The 25,563-nt window shown below is 40.7% G+C and carries 18 protein-coding genes and 3 pseudogenes; 8 read left to right on the top strand and 13 right to left on the bottom strand.

Annotation, left to right across the window (positions count from 1 at the left end; all coding sequences use genetic code 11):
- Positions 1 to 85 precede the first annotated feature (85 nt).
- Genes ACRWSG_RS21770 through ACRWSG_RS21755 form a run of 4 tightly spaced genes read left to right on the top strand, consistent with a single transcriptional unit; the run spans position 86 to position 3,756 of the window.
- Positions 86 to 1,678: a DUF4331 domain-containing protein gene (locus tag ACRWSG_RS21770; RefSeq protein ID WP_462167514.1), complete on the top strand. Its 1,593-nt coding sequence runs from the start codon at positions 86 to 88 to the stop codon at positions 1,676 to 1,678.
- A 14-nt stretch (positions 1,679 to 1,692) separates the two neighbouring features.
- On the top strand, positions 1,693 to 2,205 hold the full coding sequence (locus ACRWSG_RS21765; RefSeq protein WP_138617319.1) for an Ig-like domain-containing protein: 513 nt from the start codon (positions 1,693 to 1,695) through the stop codon (positions 2,203 to 2,205).
- 39 nt (positions 2,206 to 2,244) lie between these two features.
- A complete protein-coding gene (locus ACRWSG_RS21760) occupies positions 2,245 to 3,237 on the top strand; it encodes a tetratricopeptide repeat protein (protein ID WP_462167513.1) in 993 nt (330 codons plus the stop codon).
- Between the two features lie 9 nt (positions 3,238 to 3,246).
- The gene (locus tag ACRWSG_RS21755) at positions 3,247 to 3,756 is read left to right on the top strand and encodes a hypothetical protein (RefSeq protein ID WP_054552178.1); all 510 of its coding nucleotides are present in this window, start codon (positions 3,247 to 3,249) and stop codon (positions 3,754 to 3,756) included.
- A gap of 126 nt (positions 3,757 to 3,882) precedes the next feature.
- On the opposite strand, the gene ACRWSG_RS21750 is transcribed toward ACRWSG_RS21755, so the two are convergent.
- The 8 genes and pseudogenes from ACRWSG_RS21750 to ACRWSG_RS21715 all read right to left on the bottom strand — a co-directional run bounded on the left by ACRWSG_RS21750 (position 3,883) and on the right by ACRWSG_RS21715 (position 13,910).
- Entirely contained in the window at positions 3,883 to 4,500 is a 618-nt protein-coding gene (locus ACRWSG_RS21750) for a TetR/AcrR family transcriptional regulator (RefSeq protein ID WP_462167512.1), read from the bottom strand.
- A 128-nt stretch (positions 4,501 to 4,628) separates the two neighbouring features.
- Entirely contained in the window at positions 4,629 to 6,032 is a 1,404-nt protein-coding gene (locus tag ACRWSG_RS21745) for an efflux transporter outer membrane subunit (RefSeq protein ID WP_166340955.1), read from the bottom strand.
- Positions 6,032 to 9,163 (bottom strand): annotated as a pseudogene (locus tag ACRWSG_RS21740) (efflux RND transporter permease subunit). Before ACRWSG_RS21740 ends, ACRWSG_RS21745 begins: the two are co-directional and overlap by 1 nt.
- Before the next feature lie 12 nt (positions 9,164 to 9,175).
- Positions 9,176 to 10,339 carry an efflux RND transporter periplasmic adaptor subunit gene (locus ACRWSG_RS21735; RefSeq protein ID WP_462167511.1) on the bottom strand — a complete coding sequence of 388 codons (1,164 nt, stop codon included), beginning with the start codon at positions 10,337 to 10,339 and terminating at the stop codon, positions 9,176 to 9,178.
- A 213-nt stretch (positions 10,340 to 10,552) separates the two neighbouring features.
- On the bottom strand, positions 10,553 to 11,641 hold the full coding sequence (locus tag ACRWSG_RS21730) for a 6-phosphofructokinase (protein WP_462167510.1): 1,089 nt from the start codon (positions 11,639 to 11,641) through the stop codon (positions 10,553 to 10,555).
- A 71-nt stretch (positions 11,642 to 11,712) separates the two neighbouring features.
- Complete coding sequence (locus ACRWSG_RS21725) at positions 11,713 to 12,126, bottom strand: hypothetical protein (RefSeq protein ID WP_462167509.1); 414 nt, start codon at positions 12,124 to 12,126, stop codon at positions 11,713 to 11,715.
- An 87-nt stretch (positions 12,127 to 12,213) separates the two neighbouring features.
- Entirely contained in the window at positions 12,214 to 12,528 is a 315-nt protein-coding gene (locus ACRWSG_RS21720; RefSeq protein ID WP_462167508.1) for a hypothetical protein, read from the bottom strand.
- Positions 12,525 to 13,910, bottom strand: a complete 1,386-nt coding sequence (locus ACRWSG_RS21715) for a cyanophycinase (protein ID WP_462167507.1) — start codon at positions 13,908 to 13,910, stop codon at positions 12,525 to 12,527. Before ACRWSG_RS21715 ends, ACRWSG_RS21720 begins: the two co-directional genes overlap by 4 nt.
- A 343-nt stretch (positions 13,911 to 14,253) precedes the next feature.
- Between ACRWSG_RS21715 and ACRWSG_RS21710 the strand changes: the two genes are divergently transcribed.
- The 3 genes from ACRWSG_RS21710 to iadA all read left to right on the top strand — a co-directional run bounded on the left by ACRWSG_RS21710 (position 14,254) and on the right by iadA (position 19,911).
- Positions 14,254 to 17,181, top strand: a complete 2,928-nt coding sequence (locus ACRWSG_RS21710) for a TonB-dependent receptor domain-containing protein (RefSeq protein ID WP_462167506.1) — start codon at positions 14,254 to 14,256, stop codon at positions 17,179 to 17,181.
- Positions 17,182 to 17,323: 142 nt separating this feature from the next.
- Positions 17,324 to 18,733 (top strand): putative basic amino acid antiporter YfcC, encoded by a 1,410-nt coding sequence (gene yfcC, locus ACRWSG_RS21705; RefSeq protein ID WP_462167505.1) that lies wholly within the window; start codon positions 17,324 to 17,326, stop codon positions 18,731 to 18,733.
- An 11-nt stretch (positions 18,734 to 18,744) separates the two neighbouring features.
- The gene (iadA, locus tag ACRWSG_RS21700) at positions 18,745 to 19,911 is read left to right on the top strand and encodes a beta-aspartyl-peptidase (RefSeq protein ID WP_187490404.1); all 1,167 of its coding nucleotides are present in this window, start codon (positions 18,745 to 18,747) and stop codon (positions 19,909 to 19,911) included.
- A 15-nt stretch (positions 19,912 to 19,926) separates the two neighbouring features.
- Here the strand turns inward: iadA and paeA are convergent, their stop codons facing one another.
- Both paeA and ACRWSG_RS21690 read right to left on the bottom strand, forming a co-directional pair.
- Entirely contained in the window at positions 19,927 to 21,213 is a 1,287-nt protein-coding gene (paeA, locus tag ACRWSG_RS21695; RefSeq protein WP_462167504.1) for a polyamine export protein PaeA, read from the bottom strand.
- 138 nt (positions 21,214 to 21,351) lie between these two features.
- On the bottom strand, positions 21,352 to 21,561 hold the full coding sequence (locus ACRWSG_RS21690; protein WP_462167503.1) for a hypothetical protein: 210 nt from the start codon (positions 21,559 to 21,561) through the stop codon (positions 21,352 to 21,354).
- 128 nt (positions 21,562 to 21,689) lie between these two features.
- Between ACRWSG_RS21690 and ACRWSG_RS21685 the strand changes: the two genes are divergently transcribed.
- Positions 21,690 to 22,637, top strand: coding sequence for an IS30 family transposase (locus tag ACRWSG_RS21685; RefSeq protein ID WP_462167215.1), 948 nt, complete (start codon positions 21,690 to 21,692; stop codon positions 22,635 to 22,637).
- Between the two features lies 1 nt (position 22,638).
- Here ACRWSG_RS21685 and ACRWSG_RS21680 read toward each other — a convergent pair whose 3' ends face one another.
- The 3 genes and pseudogenes from ACRWSG_RS21680 to ACRWSG_RS21670 form a co-directional block, all read right to left on the bottom strand.
- Positions 22,639 to 23,133 carry a type 2 periplasmic-binding domain-containing protein gene (locus ACRWSG_RS21680; protein ID WP_462167502.1) on the bottom strand — a complete coding sequence of 165 codons (495 nt, stop codon included), beginning with the start codon at positions 23,131 to 23,133 and terminating at the stop codon, positions 22,639 to 22,641.
- Positions 23,134 to 23,258: 125 nt separating this feature from the next.
- Positions 23,259 to 24,367, bottom strand: a pseudogene (locus tag ACRWSG_RS21675) (arginase family protein).
- 289 nt (positions 24,368 to 24,656) lie between these two features.
- A pseudogene (locus ACRWSG_RS21670) lies at positions 24,657 to 25,435 on the bottom strand (DUF2189 domain-containing protein).
- Positions 25,436 to 25,563 lie beyond the last annotated feature (128 nt).

The raw sequence follows: 25,563 nt of genomic DNA, 5'->3' as shown, positions 1-25,563 counted from the left end.
TCTAAAAAACTTTAACTTTTTTGCATCCAATAAGATTGCCAGTACGTTACTAGCAATGACTTATTTTACAACTAAGGAAAAAGTCATGAACAAAGTAATACCATCTCTAATCACTATTGCAGTATGTAGTACCTTATTCACTTCTATTTCTGAAGCATCTAGCCACCGAGAAGCACCTAATATTACGCGCTTTCCAACGTTAGATTCGACTGACTTTTATGCTTTTAATAGTTACGAAGAAGGTCGAGGTGACTACGTAACCTTTATTGCCAATTATATTCCTTTGCAAGATGCCTATGGCGGACCAAACTACTTTGCGATGGATCCAGACGCGACTTATAGCATCCATATTGATAACGATGGTGATGCTGTTGAAGATATGACATTCGCATTTAATTTTAAAAGTATGTTACCGAACAACAATATGGGAGTTGCTCTTACCGTCGATTCCGAAGGTAATCAAAGAACAGTCGCAGTTCCTCTAAAAAATGTTGGTGGCGTTTCAGCAGGCAATAATGCTGACGTTAATTTCAGTGAGTCATATACTGTGAGTGTAATTTCTGGCTCACAACGTTCCGGCACAAAAAGCATGCTGACAAACACCACCAATAGCAGCAACGATTTTTATAAACCTCTCGATTACATTGGTAATAAGACATTCTCTTCAATGGCTTCATACCAAGAGTACGCAAATCAATTTGTTTATAGTGTCGCACTGCCTGGATGTGATGGCATGGGCAAAGTGTTTGTAGGTCAAAGAAAAGACCCATTTGTTGTGAATCTAGGCAAAACATTTGATTTAGTTAATTACGTCCCTGTTGAAGGTGATAGTGCGCCAGGTGCAGGCGATGGTGGTGGATTCCCAGGCGGGATTACACAAACAGCTGATAATGATGACTTAGCTATGAAGAATGTCACTGCAATTGCTGTAGAAGTACCAAAAGCCTGTGTAGTAGGTGAAGGGAATGGCACAATTGGTAGCTGGACAACGGCAAGTTTGCTCCAAGCACGCATTTTAAATCCTAATGCCGCATTTGCAAAAACTTCGGTAAATGGCGGTGCTTTAACGCAGGTTTCGCGTCTTGGTAACCCATTAGTGAACGAATTAGTAATTGGCCTTAAAGATAAAGACACATTTTCTACTTCAGCACCTGCCGATGATGGTCAATTTGCCGACTATGTTACCCACCCTTCTTTACCTGAATTATTAAATATTCTCTTTAAAGACGCTGTTAATACGACGTTGGGCACAGATATTGAAACATTGGCACCGACTAACTTCCCACGAAATGATTTAGTCACCGCATTTTTAACGGGTTTCCCTGGTGTAAATCAACTTGCTACAGTAACGCCATCTGAAATGCTTCGCTTAAACACAGCAATTGCCGCAACACCTCAAAATGAGCAATCAGCATTTGGTGTCGCAGGTGATGATTTAGCTGGCTTTCCGAATGGCCGTCGCCCTGGTGATGATGTAGTTGATATCGCATTACGTGTTGTAATGGGCCGTTTATGTTATCCGATCCCTGTTAATGGCACAGACACTGATCTTGGTTTATGTACATCAGATGATGCAAGTGTTGGTAATGTACCTTTCACAGATGGTGCGCCTCTTGATGCAAGCATGATGGATAGCAGTTTCCCATACCTTGCTACCCCAATTGCTGGTTCTAAATAAACAGGAGAGTCATTATGTGTAAATTACAACTCTCAAGTATCACACTCATTGTATTGTCTAGCTTACTAGTCGCTTGTAACGATAGTGATAGTAAGAAAAATATGGATACTGAAGTCGTTAATTCAGCACCTAGCGCAGAAGATGCAATGGTAACCACTCAGACTGAAACCGTTATTAACGACATGCTCGAAGGCTCAGACCCTGATGGCGATACGTTAACGTTTAGTTTAGTGAGTGAGCCAAGTTTAGGTACTGTAAATGTAAATACGGATGGTAGCTATATTTATACGCCAAACCTAGAGACTGTCGGTTCTGATAGTTTTCAATTTGCAGTCAGTGATGGTGTGAATAGTCAGGTAACAGCAACAGTAAGTATCACGATAGAGACCTTACAAGTTGACTTTGCAACGCTTGGTCGGGCCGCATTTATTCAAGATGTAAATGATGAACCTCTTCGATTGAATGGTCGAGAATTTATTAATACAGGTTCTGAGGCAAATTTTGATGATCTATTAAACGGGAATTAGTTTTTAGCTTGGCCACGGATGGCTATTTCTGGAGCAATCATGAAATATCTTTTATACATAGCTTTCGTTTTTAGCACTTACACTCATGCGGATCCTTATATACCAAATGATAAAGATGTTATAGCCTTATCAAGCAAACCGAAAGAAACTGAATTCACTAAAGAACAACTAACCGCCTTATTTAATAAAAGCCAATTTGTTGGTCAAACAGAAACAAATCAAGGTATGTTAAAAAGCTATTTAGAAAAACAAATTACTCTAACCGAAGATCCCGATATACATTATTTTTATGCTCGCTTACTACAAAGAGAACATGAGTTTGAAGCAGCAATTAATATTCTTTCAGAAGTTATCTCACGCAAACCTGATCATACGAATGCTATTTTATTAAAAGCAAATTTACTGATGGTTAAAGGTCGATTTGAACAAGCACTTGCACAGTGTTTATCATTATTTGGTTTAGTTGGACTGGAAACTATTTCTACCTGCTCTCTCGATGTTAAGAGTCAAACAGGTGAACTTGAGCAAAGTTATCAAGCTTTACAAACCATTGTAAAAGAATCGTCAATGACTAGAAACACGCGTCATGTGCTCGCCGAGATGGTCTATAGGTTAGGCTATCCAGAACAAACGATAACTTACCTCAGTAACCTTGACCTAAAAACAGCCCCTGTCAGTTTAGTTGTTCTATGGGCTGACGCTCAAATGGCAAAGAAAAACCACCAGATAGTATTATCAACGTTAGCAAGTTTAACTGCTGAAAATACTAACTTGGAAGACGCTATATTATTACGCCTAGCGCAAGCTGAAAAAATTGAGAAGCAATCAGATAAATGGCAAGAAAAAATGAGAAAGCGAGTGATACTAAGAGAACGGCGTCAAGACACCTATCATGCCAGTGATTTAGCTTTGTATTACTTAACATTAGATAAAAATAATGTAAAAGCTAAATACTGGGCAGAAATGAACTGGCAACAAGCTAAATTAGACAGTGATAAAAAACTTTTAGCACTCACTAACACTAGCAATTAAGGAATTATCATGAAAATCTTAGCAGCGGCTCTTTTATTTTTAATAGCATGTAGCTTTAAAATAAACGCCCATCAATTAAGTACAGCGTATCTTAACTTAACAAAAACCGAAAACGAGCAGTTAGTGTTAAAAGGGCAATGGCAAGTTGCTGTTATTGACTTAGAACATGTTATACCTTTTGACATTAACACAAATGATGTAATTACATGGCAAGAGATCAAGAGCCAAAAAGAGAGTATTTTAAAATACTTAGCTAAACATTTGGTTGTGAATCAGAATGACATAGGCTGTAAGCTGCATAATGAGGGGGATTTAAAAATCGACTCACATTTTAATGAATCATATATTGTCGTGCCTGTTCAAATAACCTGTCCTACTACACAAGCATTCACCATAAACTACAGTGCGTTGTTTGAAGTTGATGCTAATCACAAGGCAATTGCTGACATTGCAAACTTTAGTAGAGTGTTCACGTTAAGTGAAAATAATCAATCATTTGACACCAATTCACCTAATTAGTACGTCGATTTATAGGTATGAAAACCCTATGCTACTAAGGCAAAATTTCGTTTTGTAAATCGATTTATTGCCATTAAATTTAGTTCGTAACTATCTAAAGCTTTAGTAAGCGCTAGTAGATGCGCTTTATTCAAAATGTAGTAACAAGGTTTTCATTGTTGGGCGAAGTGCTTTAAGTAATTCATTAATATCTAGATCTGGGTTCAGCATTTTGCGTAGTAAAAGCCCCCCCATCACAGAAAACATCACTTCGATACGAGCATTCACTTCTTCAAGTGCCGTTCCTTGTAACGATCCCTTTTCACCCACTAATAATTCGCGCATTGAATCACGGGCGTGGCTATCTGACTCACGCAGTAAGTTAGCGACTTTTTCATTACGTGCTGCCTCGGCAAGCATTTCTAAATCAAGCGCACCTTGACTCAAATCGGTATGGCGCTCAACGCCTCGGTCAAGACCATCTAGCAGAACAGTGACACGATCGCCGGGTTTATCAGCAAACTCTTTAAAGATTGAGAACATTTCTTCCATATCACGTTCAACAATCGATTCTATAATTGCTTCTTTACTGGCGAAGTAATTATAGATATGGCCAGCACTCATACCCGCAGTCTTCGAGATTTCCGCCATTCCCGCGCCATGATAGCCTTTACGTCGAAAACAATCTGCCGCGGCACAAAGCACTTGATTACGTCTTGCCTCGGCAAGCGCAGGGTCATTGTGTCTTTTTGTTTTTTGCGTCATGGTTTCTCCAAGCTTTACTGACTATGGTTAACTTTAATTTAAATAAGGTTTACAGGATCTTAATCTTAGAGGAGAGTCAAAACAACTAAGATCCTGCAAAACCTTAAATAAATTATGCTTTTGCTGATTTATTGCACAGTATTTTGTGCATTCCAGCCGCCGCCCAGTGCTTTATACAAATTAATTTGGCTCGCCAAATACGCTTGCTTACCCAAAATTAACTGTTGTCCTGCACTGTACCAATTTCGTTGTGCATCCAATACTTGCAAGTAGCTGTCTGCGCCTTTTTGAAAACGCGCATCCGATAAAGTAAAAGATAGCTCATTACTTTGGTACAAATCATTCAGGGCATCTAGCTGGTGCATATAACCTTCACGGTCAGCAAGGGCATCAGAGACTTCTTTAAATGCCTGTTGAATGGTTTGCTCGTAACTGGTTATTGCCATTTCTTGCTGTGCTTTTGCAACATCGAGATTAGCTTGATTGCGACCCATATTAAAAATAGGCAAGTTTACTGAAGGTACAAAACTCCAAGTACCTGAACCTGAATCAAAAAGATTACTCAAGTCAGCAGAAGCTGTACCCGCATTCGCGGTTAAACTGATGCTTGGATAGAATGCCGCTTTTGCCACACCAATATTTGCATTGGCTGCCAATAAATCATGCTCTGCAGCTTTGATATCAGGTCGCTGAGTAAGAAGCTCTGACGGTAACCCTACTGGCACATCCGGTAAACTCAGTACATCATCAATATTTTGTGATGGTAATAAATCCGCAGTCACGGTTTTACCCACTAAAAAGTCGAGGGCATTTTTATCGCGCTTTAATAAACGCTGATAGTTTGCGATATCAACTTTCGCGGTTGCTACTGTGCTTTCAAGTTGCGATAGCGTTAACTGAGAGGCAGCACCTAGAGCAAATGTTTTACGGGTTAGCTCTAAAGACTCCTGCTGAGACTTTAAAGTCTCGTTTGCTAAAGCCAATAGCTCTTTGTCAGTCGCATAGTTAAGCCATGCATTCACTAATTCAGAAATCAAACTAATGCGTACACTGGTTAAACTGTATTCTGCAGAATACAGGTTTTGCAAAGCTTGCTCTGATTGGTTGCGGACTTTGCCCCAAAGATCAATCTCATAAGCGGTTAAGCCAACAGTTGCTGAATAGTTTTCAGAGATAGTAGCTTGACCAGTACCAGATAAATCTGCTGGAAGACGCTGACGAGTACCCGATGCATTGAGATCAATGCTTGGGTAAAGTGCAGAATCTTCAATCTGATACATTGCTCTAACCTGCTGCACATTCAGTGCAGCAGTTTTAATATCTTTGTTGTTTTCAAGCGTTAGCGCAATCAACTGTTGAAGTTGCGCATTACTGAAAAATGACTGCCAATTGAGCGCATTGATATCGCCCGCTGTACCTTGGATATCATAGTTTTGAGCAACAGGTAATTCACGTTGCTCCATATCTGGCGCCATATTACAGGCAGATAACATAAGTGCAGCAACAGACACTGAGATAAGTTTAGCTTTCATTATGCCTGCTCCTCATTAGTTGATTTTGTTTTGCCGGGGAATACTCGGCGCACCAGTACAAAGAACAGCGGCACAAAGATTACCACAATAGTCGATGACGCAAGCGTACCGCCAATAACAGCAATACCGAGTGCGTTTTGTGCACCTGAGCCTGCACTTGATGCAATTGCCAGTGGTAGTACACCACACACAAATGCCATTGATGTCATAAAGATTGGACGTAAACGAAGGCGAATAGCTGCTACCGCGGCATCGACAAGTTTCATACCTTCATCCATTTTATGAATTGCAAACTCTACAATTAAGATGGCATTTTTTGATGCCAGACCTATGGTGGTTAATAGACCCACTTGGAGATAAATATCGTTAGATAAATTAAATACAAATGACGCAATCGACGCACCAAAGACTCCAAGCGGTACAATAAGCATTACCGCTGCAGGAACTGACCAGCTCTCATATAACGCCGCTAAACATAGGAATACAACCAACAATGAAAGTGCATACAGTAATGGCGCTTGACCACCACTTAAACGTTCTTCATATGAAATACCTGTCCATTCGAACGATACACCCGGTGGTAACTTCTTAACTATTTTCTCAACTTCAGCCATCGCTTGACCCGTACTGTAGCCTGGAGCAGCAGCACCTTGGATTTCCATCGCTGAGAAGCCGTTATAACGCTCAAGACGCGGTGAGCCATAGGTCCAATAAGAATGAGCAAAGGCAGTAAATGGCACCATGTCACCATTATTGTTACGTACATACCACTCATCTAGGTCTTCTGGCACCATGCGTGATTCTGGCGTACCTTGTAAGTACACTTTTTTCACACGACCACGGTCAATAAAGTCATTTACATAGCTACTACCCCAAGCCGTTGATAACGTATTATTGATATCTGCTTGCGTTATACTTTAATGCTTCGGCTTTTGCTAAATCAATATCAAGCTCAAGCTCTGGCTTATCTTCTTGACCATTCGGGCGCACACCTGATAACACCGGGTTTTGTGCAGCCATACCTAAAAACATGTTGCGTGCTTCAAGTAGTTTTTCGTGACCTAGACCAACCCTATCTTGTAAGAACAAGGTGAAACCGTTTGCAGTACCAAGCTCAACAACCGCAGGAGGTGGGAAAGCAAACACGAATGCTTCTTTAATGGTTGAGAAGTACCCCATGGCTTTACCTGCAACCGCACCGACGGTTAGATCAGGGCGTTGACGCTCATCCCAGTGTTTTAAACCCACAAAGCCGATTGCCGCGTTTTGACCAGAACCTGCAAAGCTAAAGCCTGTTACCGTAAAGATAGATTTTACCGCTTCTGATTGTTCTTCTAAGAAGTGATGTTCCATCTTTTCAACAACTTTTAACGTTTGCTCTGTTGTCGCACCGGCAGGTAAGCTGACTTGGTTAAACAAAATACCTTGGTCTTCATCTGGTAAGAATGCCGATGGTAATTGTGAGAAAATAAACACCATGCCACCCACGATTAAACCATAAATAAGTAAGTAGCGTTTACTGTGCTTGATCATGCGAGACACAAAACCTTGTGTACCCGAGTTCGTTCTGTCAAAACCACGGTTAAAGCCAAGGAAGAAACGACCAAATAAAGATTTATCGTTATGTACATGACTAGGTTTTAGCATGGTCGCACACAAAGCTGGCGTTAAAATCAATGCAACCAACACTGATAAACTCATCGCAGTTACTAAAGTAATTGAGAACTGGCGATAAATAACCCCTGTTGAGCCAGGGAAGAACGCCATAGGCACGAATACTGCCGAGAGCACCATCGCAATACCAACAAGGGCACCTTTGATTTCATCCATTGATTTACGTGTTGCTTCAAGAGGAGATAAGTTCTCTTCAGTCATAACACGTTCAACGTTTTCAACCACGACGATTGCATCATCTACCAGTAGACCGATTGCAAGTACCATCGCAAACATGGTTAGGGTATTAATTGAGAAGCCAAACACTTGCAAGATAGCAAACGTACCAAGCAATACAACAGGTACTGCAATAGTCGGAATAAGTGTTGCTCTGAAGTTCTGTAAGAATAAGTACATGACCAAGAACACCAGCACAACAGCTTCTATTAGAGTGCTTACTACTTTCTCAATTGAAAGTGATACGAATGGCGTCGTATCGTAAGGAACAACCGTTGTTAAACCTTCAGGGAAGAAAGGCTCAAGTTCAGCAAGGGCGGCTTTTACGCCATCTGCTGTATCAAGTGCATTAGCACCACTAGCAAGCTTAACACCTAAACCTGATGCCGGTTTGCCGTTAAAACGCGCAACAACACCGTAATTTTCACCACCTAATTCAACATCAGCAACGTCACTTAAACGAACAACTGAACCATCAGCATTGGTTTTTACAAAAATATTTCTAAATTGCTCAGGTGTTTGTAAGCGGCTTTGTGCAGTTACCGTTGCATTTAATTGCTGGCCACTCACCGCTGGCAACGCACCTAATTGACCTGCTGACACCTGCGCATTTTGAGCACTGATTGCGGCACTAATATCAGCAGGAGTTAACGAGTATTTAAGTAACTTTGCTGGGTCTAACCAAATACGCATTGCGTATTGAGAACCAAACAGCTGTACTTCACCGACACCGTTTACGCGCGAAATTATATCAAGCACGTTTGATGAAACATAATCACCAATATCGATGTTGTTCATGCTGCCGTCTTCAGATACAAAGCCAACAACCATTAAGAAGTTACGAGCAGATTTTGCAACCGACACACCTTGACGTTGTACTTCTTCTGGTAATAACGGTGTTGCAAGCGACAATTTGTTTTGTACTTGAACCTGTGCGATATCAGGGTCTGTATCTGCACTAAATGTTAAGGTTAACGTCGCTGAGCCGTTAGACTCAGAGGTTGAAGACATGTAGAGCAAGCCATCTAACCCTTTCATTTTTTGTTCAATAACCTGTGTAACCGTATCTTCTAGAGTACGGACGACGCACCAGGGTATGTGGCTTGAATACTAATTGCAGGTGGTGCAATGGATGGATACTGCGCAACCGGCAAACTTCTAATTGCTAAGATACCTGCCAGCATCACAACGATAGCAAGCACCCATGCAAATATGGGCCGATCAATAAAAAATCGTGACATTAAGTTTCTCCGTTACTGGCTGTTAGCTGCTGATTCTGCAGGCATTGCATTGACTGGTGCACCTGGGCGGATTTTCTGTAAACCTTCAACAATTAACTTATCGCCACTGTTTAGGCCGTCTGTCACTAACCAATTTGAACCAACAGTACGATCAGTTTTAAGCACGCGTGCTTCTACGGTATTGCCTTTGCTTACTACCATGGCAGTAGGCTCACCTTTGGTGTTTCTGCTTACGCCACGCTGTGGTGCTAAAATCGCATCACTTTTCACACCTTCAACAATCACTGCACGAACATACATACCTGGCAACAGTAATTTTTCAGGGTTAGGAAATTCAGCACGCAAGGTTACTGAGCCTGTGCTTGGATCAACAGTCACTTCAGAGAATTGCAATGTACCTTTATGTTGATAAGTACTGCCGTCTTCCATCTTTAATTCAACTTTTGAATGTAAAGCGGCATCTTTATCAAGCTCACCCGCAGCAATGGCTTTTTTCAAACGTGTTAGTTCACTGCTTGACTGAGTTAAATCAACATAGATTGGGTCTAATTGAGTAATGGTTGCTAATGCTGTTGCTTGATTAGCACTCACAAGGGCACCGGCTGTGACATCTGATTTACCAATTTGGCCACTAATTGGCGCTAATACTTTGCTGTAGTTTAAATTGATTTCAGCGGTTTTAAGCTGCGCTTGAGCCGTTAGTAAATCAGCTTTTGCACCTTTGTATGCTGCATCAGCTTCGTCGTAATCTTGTTGGCTTACAGCTTTGATGCTCAATAGCTCTTTGTAGCGTTCTGCTTTTGCCTTGGCATTAGCAATACTGGCTTGAGCTTTAGTAATAGCGGCTTTACTAGTCGCTACTTCAGCTTCAAATGTAGATGGGTCAATCTGATATAAAGCTTGGCCTTTTTCAACCTCAGCACCTTCAACAAACATACGAGACTGAATAATACCGTTAACCTGCGGACGAATTTGCGCAATACGTGAAGCAGCCACACGACCTGGCAATTCTTTAGTTAGTGTAAGTGGTTTACTTTGCATCTCAATAACGCCAACAGGAACAGCTTGAGCTGCCTGCGTTTGCCCTTGAGCCGATTCTGATTGGCCGCAGCCTGATAATAAAACAGCACCAGCCAAAGCTGACACTGCAAAAAATGGAATGCAAGAGCGCTGCATGTGTAGTTCCTTAGTTTAGAGTGAACGATCATTCTAAACTAAAAAAGGCACAGATCAACCATCTTTAAAGAACTTTACATTAAATAAAATGCTTGCTTTAACGCATGAATTTTGTGCAATAAACAAATTGCCAATTGAATTATTACGAACGTAACTGAGAAAGTTGTTTTAAAACTATTAGTTATGCGAATTGAAGTTATATCAATTCGCAGATTATTCGCCTAAACACATGCCCATTGCGCGGGCACTTGTTATTAAAGGATGTTCTAGAGGGATGACACGATATTCAGAAGTAGCTTCTTTTAAACTGATTGGTTTAATTTCACCGTCTTTACTGACAGGGATAAAACCAAATTGGTCTTGCTTTACTAGCTCAAATGCTTGCACCCCAAACTCTGCTGCAAGCACCCTATCAAACGCATTAGGTGTGCCACCACGTTGAATATGCCCTAATACGGTTACTCTTACATCAAGGTCAAGCGCTACACGTATTTGTGAAGCAAGCTGCTCAGCAATACCACCTAGTACAGGGTTTTCGTAACCGAGTTCATTTGATTGTTTACTAACAACACCACCAGCAACAGGTTTAGCTCCTTCTGAAATGACAATATTGGCAAATCCGTGGCCTTTATCAAAACGTGATGTTAGTTTGGCTTTAATCGCTTCAATATCGTAAGGAATTTCTGGAATCAGCGCGACTTCAGCGCCGGCGGCAATAGCAGAGTGCAAACAAATCCAACCGGCATCGCGTCCCATTACCTCAGTCACAATCACTCGGTTATGACTTTGCGCTGTTGGTATTAATCGATCAATTGCTTCGGTGGCGGTGTCGACAGCAGTCTGAAAACCAATTGTGTAATCAGTGCCATATAAATCATTATCAATGGTTTTTGGTACGCCTACGATATTTAAGCCATGCTCAAATAAATGCTGAGATACCCTATGCGAACCATCACCACCAATATTTATAACGGCATCAAATCCAAGTTGCTTAATAATACTGATTAACTCATCAGAGCGGTCAATAAACACTTGTTCGCCTGCTATTTCAGCAGGAAAAGCGGTTGGATTCCCTTTATTAACAGTTTCGAGAATTGTTCCACCACGAACATGAATACCCGCCACAACTTCACTGGTTAAGTGCATAATATCATTTGGCTTTTCAAGCACACCACAGTAAGCTCTTCGGCTACCATACACCTGCCAATTGCCATCATGCTCGGCTGCTTTAACCACCGCTCTGATCACCCCATTAAGCCCAGGGCAATCACCCCCACTTGTTAATAGCAGTAATTTTTTCATTGTGTTATCAACTTCGTTCACTGATTAATTACAGATTAGCTTATATGTTGAACTTTCGCGTATGACTTACATCAACTAAAGTTCGGTTTCTTATGAGTAGAAAAAAGCGCAACAAAAAGCACTAGTAATACATACTTAGGCAGACTAGTCAGTAAAGTGGTGTTATCAATATTTGCAGAAAAGGTGTTAACTGCAAAATATAAATGCAGCGCTAAAAATGGTGTCAGCAATATAAAGTATGAATACGCTTTATCTTTAAGGTAAAGAGACTTACTAATGAGTAAAAATACTAAAAGTAAAGCTAATAAAGGAAGGCCTAAAGTAACGATATCAACCATTGATAAAGCAAAGTTAGGTGACAAGTCATAAAGGGCTGAAAGTACTTCGGTTGGAATCGCAATAGCTGAACCATAACCTATGACTGGTATAGATAAATAGGCAAATAAACAGCCAAAAATAAATAAAAGTAGTACGTTATATTTCATAACCCCATTCCATGGTTTGTTCATTATTAGTCTTACGCTAACTAATAATGAACAAATAATCCACTACTTTTTCAGTACCTTACACCCTTAAAATGTCTTAACTTTAAAGGCTAGGTTTTCTACCGCACAGCCTGTACTACTGGTGTTTACACGGTAATAATGAGTATTGTCAGTGGCATTTAAATCCAATAAAAACTCATCATGCTGAGCGACTGCTTGTTGCTCTTGTGTTAAGCACATAGCTTGTACAAGCGAACGTAATTTAGCATCTGAAAATATAGTGCCAAAACGCTGCATCGGCAGTGGCGGAATTTTAATACTAGGGAGTGCATTATCAACAGTTCGTTTAGCTAGAGTAAAACCATCCTTTGTTACATCAATAACTGCACCAGCAAACGTCAATAACTGATTGCTCCGTTATTTTTAGCGTTAGATTTAACATGCACGACACCGCTTTTACCAATCACCGTCATTAGTGCGGTTTCACCAGCTCGAATTGATACAAGGGCGGTGGTCTCATCAATGCCAAAACCATGCTGTTGCCCGGTATCTGCCAGTAATCTTGCCAAACGCATTGTTCTGTTGCGCTCGCTAAAGTGTGTATCAAGAACACCATAAGTAAAGCTGCCAAGCCCACCTTGTTTTTCATAGGTAAGACTATCAGCCGAAAGCTTATCACCGCATTCATTTTCACAGCGCTCACTTGGCGGTGATACCGCAAACGCGCCTTCTCTCATTGCCGCTAAACTTGCACCATTTGAAATCATCGGCACTGTTCCATAGGCATTTTTACCACCACTTTGCACCGCTGTACCTGCGCTTGTGCCAACAAGTAATGGTCTTTGTAAAATTGAGTGAGTCCAAGGATATTGCTTACCGTTTTCATCAAACAGTACTTTTCTGGTTAAACTCTGATCGCCACCGTTAAACATAATACCCGTCGCGTTTTCAATCAGTTTAACTAAATGATCGACCCCTTTATCACAAAGCGCTTTTTCGGCCTTGATTCGATCAGGGTAAATAGTCTCACGATTAAAAACGCCCATAGACTCTGTACGTAAAGATTCCAAACTCTCACATTGCTTACTAGTAATCGCAATTGCTAAGGCGGGTGTTAGAGGTAACCAGCTTGATTCAACACCAGTAAAGTTTAATAACCCTTCATAAAAGTCAGATGATTCATATGGATCTCTGCTTGATGCAGTAACCGCTAAAATTGTTGGTGATTCGGTGGTTGTTTTTAATGAAGCAGCAACAAAGTCTAAAATATCATTGGCTGCACGTTCGTTATTATCGCTTGTACTTACCAACTCTTTTTGGCGGGTCGAATCTGTATTTGATACAGCCACTTCAAGTGAGTCTATGACAAAGTTGTATTCTGAATCAGTAAGCTCGTTTAGTAACTTGTTATCTAAATCGCGCCAAGCCCATAAAATATCACTTTTGGTGATCACACCTGACTTTTGACGTGCAATCTGTGCTAATACCTTAAGCGTTTGCTGACGATTTTTTTTGTTCTTGGTTGGCCAATTTGTCTTTATTGCAGATAAAGCATCATTATTTAATCGATATTGATTATTCTGTTTACCACTAATCTGTTTATTCGAAAGACAATTTTTAGGGCTCATACTTGAGCAGGTGGTCAAAGATCCGCCAATTAAAACCAACGTTTGCTGTTGATCATTTGCATAGACTTTGCTGCCAAATGATGCGAAAAACAAACTAAATACCAAAGAAAAAGCTGAAGTTTGATATTTAGTCTTTTGCTCCTTAAGGATGTTCATATTGTTACACTCTTGTAAAAAAATATTAGAAAATTGCTTGCGCAGCTTTTTGTTGCTTGCTATAAAAAAAAGGAACATTTAAAAACGCGAGTAAGCTAGCACTGTATCGCTAGCTTTGTCAAAAGACCTTACGGATTGGAATTATGTTGAAAAACGCATTATCGCTGTGCACATATTTCTACTCTCCACACTACCTTTCGGAGTGGTTTGACGAGTAGCCACACCTCACTTCCTGTGAGGGGCTAGTTGTGTCTATAACCCACTGCCCTGTCTAAAAAATTATAACAATTATTCAAAACGTCACGGTTTTGCCGTGTGTTTTTTAAGACAAAGGTAAATCAATATGTTTCGTCAGTTATCAATTGCTGTAGCAATCAGTGCTGTGCTGTGCCCAGTACAAACTGTGTATGCTCAAAACGACCAACAATCAGAAAAAATTGAACGAGTAGAAGTAACAGGATCACGAATTAAAGGGGTTGATTTAGAAGGAACCATCCCGCTTACAGTGCTTGACCAAGATGTAATCAAGCGCTCAGGAGCGAACACTATTCATGAATTATTAAAAGATTTATCGGTTTTTAAAGGCGGTTCCGGTACCTTTTCAACATCTGAAAGTGGTGGTACATCAACCTCAACGCCAGCGGGTCAATCCGCTGCAAGCTTAAGAGGTATGGGTCCCTCAGCCACATTAACACTCATTAATGACCGCCGTGTTGCACCAAGCTCGTTTGCAGCAGGCACTGAAAACTTTGTTGATGTAAATTCAATTCCGCTTGCTGCAATCGAGCGCATTGATATTTTAGCCACTGGCGCATCAGCAATTTATGGAGCTGATGCGGTAGCCGGTGTTATTAACTATATTCTCAAAGATGACTATCAAGGAGCTGAAGTAAACACTTCTTACACCAATAGCTTTGACAGTCATGATGAAGCTAAGAAGCAACTTAACTTAGTCTACGGAACCAATATCGGTGAAAGTAACTTAACGGTATTTGCTGATATTTACGACCGCAATGCCTTTAAAGCGACCGACAGAAGTTATACCGCAACGCCTAATCTAGTAAATGGTTACTCATACTTACCGAAACTTGAGAACTCTCCAAACATTTATTACTTCAGTAGCCGAGATGGCAATGAGCTACCAGCGCCAAACTGTAAAACAGAGCTTGTCACGACTGAGTATGGTGAGCAAATTTGTGCTTACTATGCAAACCAAGATGATTACCTAGAAACCCCATTTGAAAGCCTTTCAACTGGCTTTATGTTTAACAGCATCTTAGGTCATTTAGATTGGCATACCGATTTCTTCTATAGCCAAACTAAATCAAAAGCCTATTCATCACCTGCACCAATCAATCAAATAAACGACGATGATGGTCCGTTTATCATAGAAGATGCGCTATTCATTTATGATAACGCTGATGGCAGTAACGACTTAATGGACCAGCTTTATATTGATCCATTTACCACTCAAGCGGGTCGAGATGTGTATGGCTTTGCATTTGATGCACGTTTTAATTCACCACGAACTGTTGAAGTTGAAACTAAAAACTTTCGCTTAGTCAGTAGCCTAGCCGGTTACATTGGTGACTGGAGTTGGGAGTCAGGTGTAACATTTTCTCGTTCTAAGTCAGAGCAAGAAGCGATTGATGGTATTTACAACCGCTACCAATTTCATGCTGCAATCACTGGTGAATTATGCTCCGGCGGTTCATTAGCTACATTTGATGGAACTCAGCTCAATTGTGCGCAAGGTCAGTTAATGCCATTCTACAACCCTTTTTTACAGGGTGATGCTAATAATGATGCGGTGCTTGAGCTTGCAAAAGCAAACCCAAGTAGAAGTGGTGAAAGTACAGTCTACGGATGGGATTTAAACTTTAATGGCGATTTATTTACATTTAATGAGTTACCCATTTATGCTGCATTTGGTATTGAGGCTCGCCGAGAAGAGTTAAAAGATATTCCGTCTTTAGACTCTCAAGCGCGTGCTGAAAATGGTTATTTAGTCGACGTTTTTGGTTTTGGCTCGAGCTTATCAGAAGCAGACCGCACACAGTACGCTGCATTTGTAGAGTTGAATATGCCAGTTACTGAGCAGCTAGAATTGCAAATTGCTGGTCGTTACAATCATTACGATGACTTTGGTGGAACATTTAACCCTAAAGTGGGTTTAAGCTACCGCCCTTCAGATTCTCTAATTATTAGGAGCTCTTGGTCAACGTCGTTTAGAGCACCATCATTAACTCAAGCTGGCGTAAAATTACGGACCACACAATCAAGCTTTGATTGCGGCGCAAATCAGGCTGTTGCAGATTTATACTGTATGGGTGATGGTACAGAAGTCAGTGTTAACAGCCTAGAGCTTGGTAATCAAGCACTCAAAGCCGAGGAATCTGAAGCGCTCAGCATTGGCTTTGCATGGAGTCCATCTGTAAATACCAACCTAACTGTCGATTATTGGCATTTTGATCATGAGCAAGTCATCGATACCAATATGACTGCCGTGCTAGATAGAGCAATTACGGACGCGTCTCTTCGTCACTGTGGCTTAGTACCACAAGGACAACAAGGTATTTCCTACGAGCAGCAGCTGTGTGAAGTAACCGATAATGCAGGCCTTAATATCGAAAGTGATGGCGCTAATCTTTCAGAGATCCTAGCAAACTATATAAGTGAGTTTAACCCGCGAGAAGATGAGCTATTCCTGCCACTATTTAGAGATCATGTTATTCCACTGGAAAATACCGGCACGCAAACCTTAGCGGGTATCGACTTTAAATTTGATCATCGTTTTCGCTTAGCTGAAGGTGATTTAACGTTTGCCCTTGATGGTACACACTATTTAGAGTTTGAGAGAAATAAACCCGGTTCAGATGCTGTAGAAAAACTCATCGGCACTTATCGATATCCAGAAAATATTGGCCGACTGTCTATCGATTGGGAAGCCGAAAATTATTATCTTAACTTAGGTGCCAATTATACCAGTAGCTATGAGGATGATATTGAAGGGCTTCGTGGCCGTGAAATAGACGAGCTAGAAGAACTTGGCGAGCTTAATGATGAGTTAAAGCGTGATGTTGATGACTGGCTAGTATGGGATTTATCAGCCGGATATTTTATCAATGATGCATTATCAATCCGTGCTCGTATCGATAATATCTTTAATAAAGAACCGCCTAAACTATATGGTTCAAGTCGAGGTTTTGATTCTATAAACCATAATGCTTATGGCAGTCGCTATACGTTAAGTTTGAGCTATCGCTTTTAGCAAGGTATGGGCGGCTTAATCGTCGCCCACACTTTTGAGCTTACGTTATCTTAAACTGACGACTCTCAGTATTAATCTTTCTTAGCAAGGGCTACAATACCTTGCTTATCTTATAAACGTCGAATGACATTTAAGTGACTTTATGAAAAACAAACAGTTTGCGATGCCAGATGCGAGCATCATTTTGTTGTGCGTCGCAGTTATCGCCTATTTTGCCAGCCTATTTATAACCCCCGGTGTATTTAATGCCGAAAAAGATAGCCATAGTGTTGAATTATCACAATATCAAACAGCCTCAAATCATACCCCGCCAGCATTATTTGCAGAAGGTGGTGAAATTCGTTTAGCTAATGTCTTATTTGAAGGATTAGTGTCAGGTGATAAGTATGGCGCAGCGATTGGTGTGATGGCGTTTATTTTAATCACTGGCGGTGCGTTTGGGATTATCTTAAAAACCGGTGCGGTAAATAACGGCATCATGGCACTGATCAATAAAACACAACATATTGAGTGGGTATTCATTCCTCTCTTGTTCGTGCTTTTCTCTTTAGGTGGTGCGGTTTTCGGCATGGGTGAGGAAGCCATTGCCTTTTGTATTGTGTTATTCCCGATTATGAAACAACTTGGCTATGACGCAAAAGTAACGGTATTAACAACCTATGTTGCTACACAAATTGGCTTTGCCACCTCATGGATGAACCCGTTTAGCATTGCCATAGCTCAGTCTATAGCTGAAATTCCCGTTTTTTCTGGCGCAGGGTTCAGAATGGTTGCTTGGCTTGTTTTTACTTCATTTGGCCTTGTATTCACTATTCGCTATGCCAACTCTATCAGAGCCACTAAACAACAATCTAACCAACACCAAGACAGTGCAATAAATTTAGATAACGCAGATAAACTAATCTTACTTACTTTTATTGCTGGCATTGTTTGGGTTATTTGGGGCGTGATGGCTAGGCAGTATTATATTCCTGAATTAGCAGCGCAATTCTTTTGCCTAGGGATTGCTTGTGCTGTAATCGCCAGCCTATTTAAAAAACAAACTGCCAATGAAAGCGCAAACGCATTTAAAGAAGGTGCTCAAGAACTGCTACCTGCAGCGCTTTTAGTGGCACTTGCAAAAGGCGTTATTATAATACTTGGCGGTAGTGACTTAACCTCGCCTTCAACTCTAAATACCTTGCTGTACTACAGTGCCACCAGCATTTCAGTTGTACCCGACTATATTGCGGCTTGGGGCATGCTATTATTTCAAAGTGTATTTAACTTCTTTGTTTCGTCAGGCTCTGGACAAGCAGCCATAACGATGCCGCTAATGTCACCGCTCGGTGATTTATTAAATATATCACGTCAAATTGTGGTGTTAGCATTTCAGTTGGGTGATGGTTTAACCAATATTTTTATTCCGACTTCTGCTAGTCTCATTGGCTGTTTAGGTATTGTTAAATTAGATTGGAGTGAATGGGCACGTTTTATTTGGCGCTTCACTTTAGCTTTGTTTGGCCTTGCTAGCTGCTTTATTTTTCTCGCACACTTTATTAACTATCAGTAAAAGATTTAATTATGTTAACACTTATAAAAGGCGCAGACGTTTTCGCCCCCTCACCTTTAGGCACTCAAGATGTTCTTATTGCTGGCGGAAAAATAGTTGATATACAGCCTGAAATCACCATCGATACTTATCAGAGGATTACCACAGTCGATGGCACTCATTGTATTTTAGCCCCAGGGTTTGTAGATTCACTCGTTCATATAACTGGCGGAGGCGGCGAAGCTGGCTTTGCAAGCAGAACACCAGAAATGAACCTGACTGATGCAACATTGCATGGCACAACAACCGTTATTGCAGCCCTTGGCACTGACTCAAGTAGCCGAACGCATAGTAACCTGATTGCTAAAGCAAAAGAGCTGAAAGAGCTTGGGCTCAACGTGTTTTGTCATTCGGGCTCATATCATTTACCTGCGAAAACACTGACTGGCTCAGTCACCAGCGATTTAATGTACATTGATGAGTTTATTGGTGTGGGTGAAGTTGCTATATCTGATCATCGTAGTAGCCAACCCACGGTACAACAGCTGGCAGAGCTTGCCGCAGAGGCAAAAGTGGCAGGCATGTTAAGTGGTAAAAAAGGCACAGTCAGCATTCATGTTGGCCCTGTTGATACACATTTATCGTTATTACATGAGGTTGATAAGCTAACCGATATTTCACTGGCACAATTTTACCCAACTCACATGAATCGAAATATCGACTTACTTAATGCTGGGGTAGAGTTTTGTAAAGCCGGTGGCACTATCGACTTTACAACAAGTACAACCGAGTATGACCTTGCTCATGGTGAATACTCTGCCGCACACGCACTCGCTTATTGCCTAGAGAATAAGGTCGACCCAACAAAGCTCACTATGAGCTCTGATGGCCATGCAAGTCTCCCTATTTTTGACAAAAGCTATAATCTGCTTGGCCTTGAAGTCGGTAAAGAGTCTACATTGCATGGTTCGTTTGTAGAAGCAGTGCAAAAATATAATGTTTCGATTGAACACGCTTTAATGGCGATTACATCAAACCCTGCACAGATACTGGGTATCAATAAAGGTGTCATTAAACAAAATGCAGATGCCGATCTTGTGCTACTTAATAAAACAACGCTTGCGCCAACAGAATGCTGGTCAAAGGGTGTTCATATGGTAAGCAAAGGTAACGCCCTTGTGAAAGGCGCCTTTGAGTAAGGCCGCATCGGCGACTTAAACAGTATCCGAAATGCGAGTAACGAGTAGTTGCTCGACTTTCACTCCTTCAACATCGACAACTTCAAACTTATAGCCACCAAAATTGATAAACTCAGCGCGTTTAGGCAGGCGTTTCATGGTGTAGATCAAAAACCCTGCGACTGTTTCGTAATGAGATTGCTCAGGAAACTCTTCAATTTCAAGTACCTTAGCAAGCTCAACCACAGGTGTTAAACCATCGACCAGCCAAGATGAATTATCACGTTGAATAATTAACTCTTCGCCTTGATGGCTAATTAAATCACCCATAAAGCCTTTCATTAAATCTTTGACAGTGACAATACCTACCATGAGTGCATACTCGTTAACCACAACGGCAAATGGTTCAGCCGCTTTTTTGAATGTGTTTAAAGCTTCAGACAAACTCAATGTTTCTGGAAGATAAAAAATATCTCGGCTTATCAATTCATTATCAATTTCGGCGCTTTGCCCTTTAAGTACTTTGCGCAAAATATCTTTTGATTCAACTGAACCTATTAATTTATCTAAATTACCATCACAGACTAAAAAGTGGTTATGTGGGTGTTCGATAATTTTGGTCGCCACTTCTTGAGCATCTGCTTTAACATCAAAATAGACAATTTGATCACGTGGGGTCATTACACTCGATAAAAAACGCGCTTCTAAATCGAATACATTGCCAATTAACTCATATTCTTGTTGCTGTAAGCTACCGTACTCTGCCCCTGCATCCATCATCGCCACAATGTCTTCTGTCGTAACAATGTCTTCTCGTTCAGCGGGTACTTTAAACGCGCGCAAAATCAGGTTGGTAATTCCATTAAAGAAAACGACAAAGGGTGTTAGCGCAAAAGTTACCCAGCGCATTATAGAAACCACATTAACTGCAACGGCTTCCGGCATAATCATCGCTAACCGTTTAGGTAATAAGTCAGCAAATAGAATAAACAAAGAGGTAATACTCAAAAACGAAATCAAAAAGCTGATTTGGCTTAGTAAAGGTCCTTGGTAAATCATACCTAAGATTTGTTCGATATAAGGCGATAATGCTTGCTCACCAACAATACCACCCAAAATGGCAATTGCATTCAGGGCAATTTGTATCATGGCAAAGAAAGCACCAGGTTGCTCTTGCAACGCCAGCACCGCTTGGGCTTTAGAACTCCCCTCGTCCACCATTACTCGTAATTTAATCTTGCGTGATGCTGCTATTGCAATTTCGCTCATAGCAAACAACGCACTGATCAGAATTAAAATAATAATAATGAGTAAGTCACTCATTGTAACTCCTAACATTTAAACGCATTCAGAGTGTTGAATGCAAACAACTTTTTGCTCGTTTTGCTAGCTAGAGTTTGGCGAGAATGGACAAAAAGCAGCTGATTATAGCCGCTTTATTACAATCAACAAGTGCTATTTTTAATCGTAATCAGCAAAGGCTTTACTTAACTTCTCAAGCCATGCAGTGTTCATATTTTTATTACAAGCAAAATATAAGTCAGGATTAACAACAGGAATACTAAACACTGGTTTTAGTGAGTTGAGTGTAGAGTCTTTTTGTAATTCAAAATCAAATTGTTGATCACTTAAAACGACTAAATCTATGCTCGTTCGACGACTTTTTAACACATCATAAATATTGTCAAAACTATCCCCGAATTCAGATAATAAGTGCACCACTCATGGTTAAACGGTGAGAAGAGATCAACTGCCTGTTGGTGGTACTCTGTAATCGCCAAAAAACAAGAGTAGATACCATGAGTTACAAGCAGTTGATCGAAGGGCAAAGATACCAGATTGAGGCCTACTTACGCGAGGGTTTTAGCTATCGAGAGATAGGGAAAAGGCTAAAAGTGAGCCACAGCACTATAAGTCGTGAAGTTAGGCGCAATAGTACTCGAAGTCATTACTTGCCTGAGGTTGCACATTCAAAGGCATGTAAACGAAAACATCTAGCTGCCAAGTATTCCATGCCAGCACTTACAATTGCGTTCGTTGAGTTTGGATTGGAGCAAAAATGGAGCCCTGAGCAGGTTGCGGGTGTAAGCAAAATTATCGGGCATCCTGTGAGTCATGAATGGATTTATGGCTATATTCAAAAAGATAAATTGAGTGGTGGCAAGCTATACAAACATCTGCGACAAGGGCACAGACGTTATCGTAAAGGCAGCCGAAGCAAACGTGTCATCATCCCAAATCGTGTTGGCATTGAACATAGACCTGCGATTGTTGACACTAAGACACGATTTGGTGATTGGGAAGCGGATACAGTACTTGGCAAGCATGGTACGGGAGCAATCGTTAGTTTAGTCGAGCGTACAAGTAAGTTTTACCTGATACGCAAAGTGCCAGCAAAAAGTGCAGCGCAAGTGAGCAGAGCAATGATAGGTATGCTGTGGCGCTATCGACGCCATGTTCATACGATAACCGCAGACAACGGGAGTGAGTTTTGTGAACATGAGCATGTTTCAGACAAGCTAAAAACCGACATCTACTTTGCTAACCCCTACTCATCATGGGAAAGAGGGTTAAATGAGAACTTTAATGGCTTGTTGCGTCAATATATTCGCAAAGGCACTGATTTACGAACGGTGACAGATAAGCAAATTGCGCACATAGAAAAGGCGCTCAATGCGAGTTCGAGAAAATGTCTAGGGTTTAGGCAACCAGCGGTAATATTCGATGAATTACGCAAAGCAGCCTAATTTAGCGAGTGGTGCACTTCGGACTTGAATTCGCGTCAAGTAATATCAGCTGATTTGTTTCATCAAAGCCATGTTCTTTTAAGAAAATATGAGAGTAATTATCTTTTAGCACCGCAATACGGTATTGCTTAGCTTGTTGTAAATTACTAATTGAAATTTGCTGAAAATTAAACGAATAAAATGAAGCAGAGAAACGTCCAAGTTTTGACAACCAGATAAAATCACGCTCCCTAGCAGGTAATCTAGCTATTGAGAATATACATGTATTTTCATCTCTTAGAGCCGCATTGTAAGAAACAGACCAAGGGTTCACAGAAATTTCATAGTTGATGTTACTTTGCTTGAGCGATGTTAGTACTTTATCAACTACAGTCCCCACTAACTCACCATTCTCATCTTGATACTGTAACTGCGGTAAATTTTCAGTGACCACTGTAATTGCAGAGAATACAGGTAGAGACACTAGTAAATAAAGTAAGATAAAGAGCTTATGCATAGTCGCTATACCGGAAATTATAATTATTTTTTATACAAATATAGCGCGAGGTGATGAAATTTGAAATGTAAAATAGAAATAAACAATTAGCGGAAACTAAGTTTCCGCTAATCTTGCAAAATGAATTACTTATTCATTGCACCAATCAAAAATGCAGAGATTTTAGCACCTTCTCTGAGTGTCGTTTCAGAACTTGTTTGGCCGATTAGTGAGCTGTCGGTGAATGGCGCGATTTCCATCATATCAGCACCTGTAATTGGGAACTCGTCAGCCAATGCAACAAGAATGTCTAATGCATGCTGAGGTGTTAAGCCACCGGCTTCTGGTGTTCCTGTCGCTGAAGCAAAGCTTTCATCAAGCGCATCAATATCAAAGCTCACATAAAGCTCATTAACATTATCTGCTTTGAGCTGTGCAATCACTTCATCAGCAACTGCTTTAGCGCCACGTTCGATAATTTCGTGATCCAATGTTGTTTAACACCAAACGTGTCTTCCCAATGTTGCTTAGGCTTACCACTAGAGCGGATACCAAATTGAATTAGGTTACGTGGCGCTGGTAAGTACTCAAGAATATGTGTACACCAAGAACCAAAGCATAAATCAATACCAAGACGCTCTACTAATAAATCTGTATGAGCATCAAAGTGAATGATTGCAGTGCGTTTGCCAGCATCACGTTTTGCTTTTAAGTAAGCTTTAGTTAGCGGGTAGCTAATTGAGTGGTCGCCACCGATACCAAAAATACCCTTATCAGGGTAGTTCGCATAAAAGCCGTCACAGACATCTTCTGTGATAGACAAAGGTGATACATGGTATTCACTGTTTTCATCAGCATATAACGCTTTTTGGCAGTTTGTGATGGTCGCATCGTTTAGGTATTTATCATGCAGTAAATGTGGGATCACACGCACATCACCTAAATCAAAAGCGCGTGCTTGCGGTTGTTGATCAATCAAGGTAGAACGTAAAAAAAGAGGTCCCCAGTTAGCACCACGTAATATACCGCCGCCGCAGTCAGAGCTAATACCTAAAATAACGGCTTTGTGCTCAGACTCTGCCAATGTTTCAAGTGACTCTTTCCAAAGCACATCAACATTATCTGTTTGACCGTATAATTTAGTACGCAGCGCATCTTTACGCTCTTTTGCTGTATTTACTGTAAATACACCATCGCCAGGAGGACAAAGACACTGACTTAGTTTTTCGTGGAATGCTTTTTGTGTGTTACTCATCTCTACTCCGCTGATCATTGTCTGCATATTCATGCGTAAACAAAAAACTTACGCAATCAGTTTTGTGTATAGTTAAGATTTTTAAGACTCAACAATCACTTGCTCAACCGAATCTATAACTCACTGATATTGAAAGATTATATTTTTAATGCAGAAAAATTTAAACTGCTCTAGTCAAATAAGAGCGCTGTATTTTGGCAGGTATAACATGCGCGAAAAGAAAGTCAAATTTTGCGGCAACCGAGTCGATTGCCGCTATAGATTTATATTCAAACGAAGTGAATACTCATTATTCGTAGCCTCTTGGCTTCTTGGTTTTGATAACAGCAATGTATGCATGCCAACTGGCGTAGCTTAATAAAGGCATAATCACAATAAACCCAGCAGTGCCTGTAATAAAACCAACAAACACTAAACAGAGTATTATCCCAGCCCAAACAACCATGGCAGCAAAATTGGTTTTAACCGCGTTCATCGAAGAAATTACCGCAGTCATGATATCAACTCGGCGCTCCATCATAATTTGCGGGGTAAACGCAGAGATAGCAAATACAGTGACCAGTAAAATACCACCAACAATACTACCGAGCGTTAAAAACGCCGATAATTGCTCAAAACTTGGATTGACAACATTCGGATATAGGGCGTGGATGAGCGCAGCTAAACGCATCCAAACAATCATAATCACCATTAGTAACACCGCAAAGCCCCATTCACCTGCTGGGTTTCTAAACATAGATTTAAGGCTATGCATTAGAGTAGGTTTATGGCCTTTTTCAAGCTCCCACGCCACATCATAAAGGCCAGCAGCAAAGGCAGGCCTATTAATGCAAAGCCAACCACAGCAGGCAAAATAACTAAGTGCGTATCAAACTGATATACAAAATACATAATTGTCGCTGGTATCAAGGTAAATACTAATCCGTAGACAAGACTCAGTATTGGCGCATTAGCGATGTCCTTAAATGCAAGTGCTAACCAATGAAACGGTGCAGATGCAGATATTTGAGAGCTCTCTAAACAACGAGCAAATTCGTGATTTTTGTTCATAGAAGATGATGCTGGCATAATGTATCCTCATTAAAGGTGACATCTTTAGGTTTAGGTTAACTGTGCAATTCTTGCAACATTGTTAAGTTAATCGGACATCTGTCCTGTACTTTAAACACATATGATTAAAGTATTACGCTTTAGAC

The organism is Pseudoalteromonas sp. GB43 (genome assembly GCF_054923805.1).
This window is presented reverse-complemented; position numbering and strand designations above follow the sequence as displayed.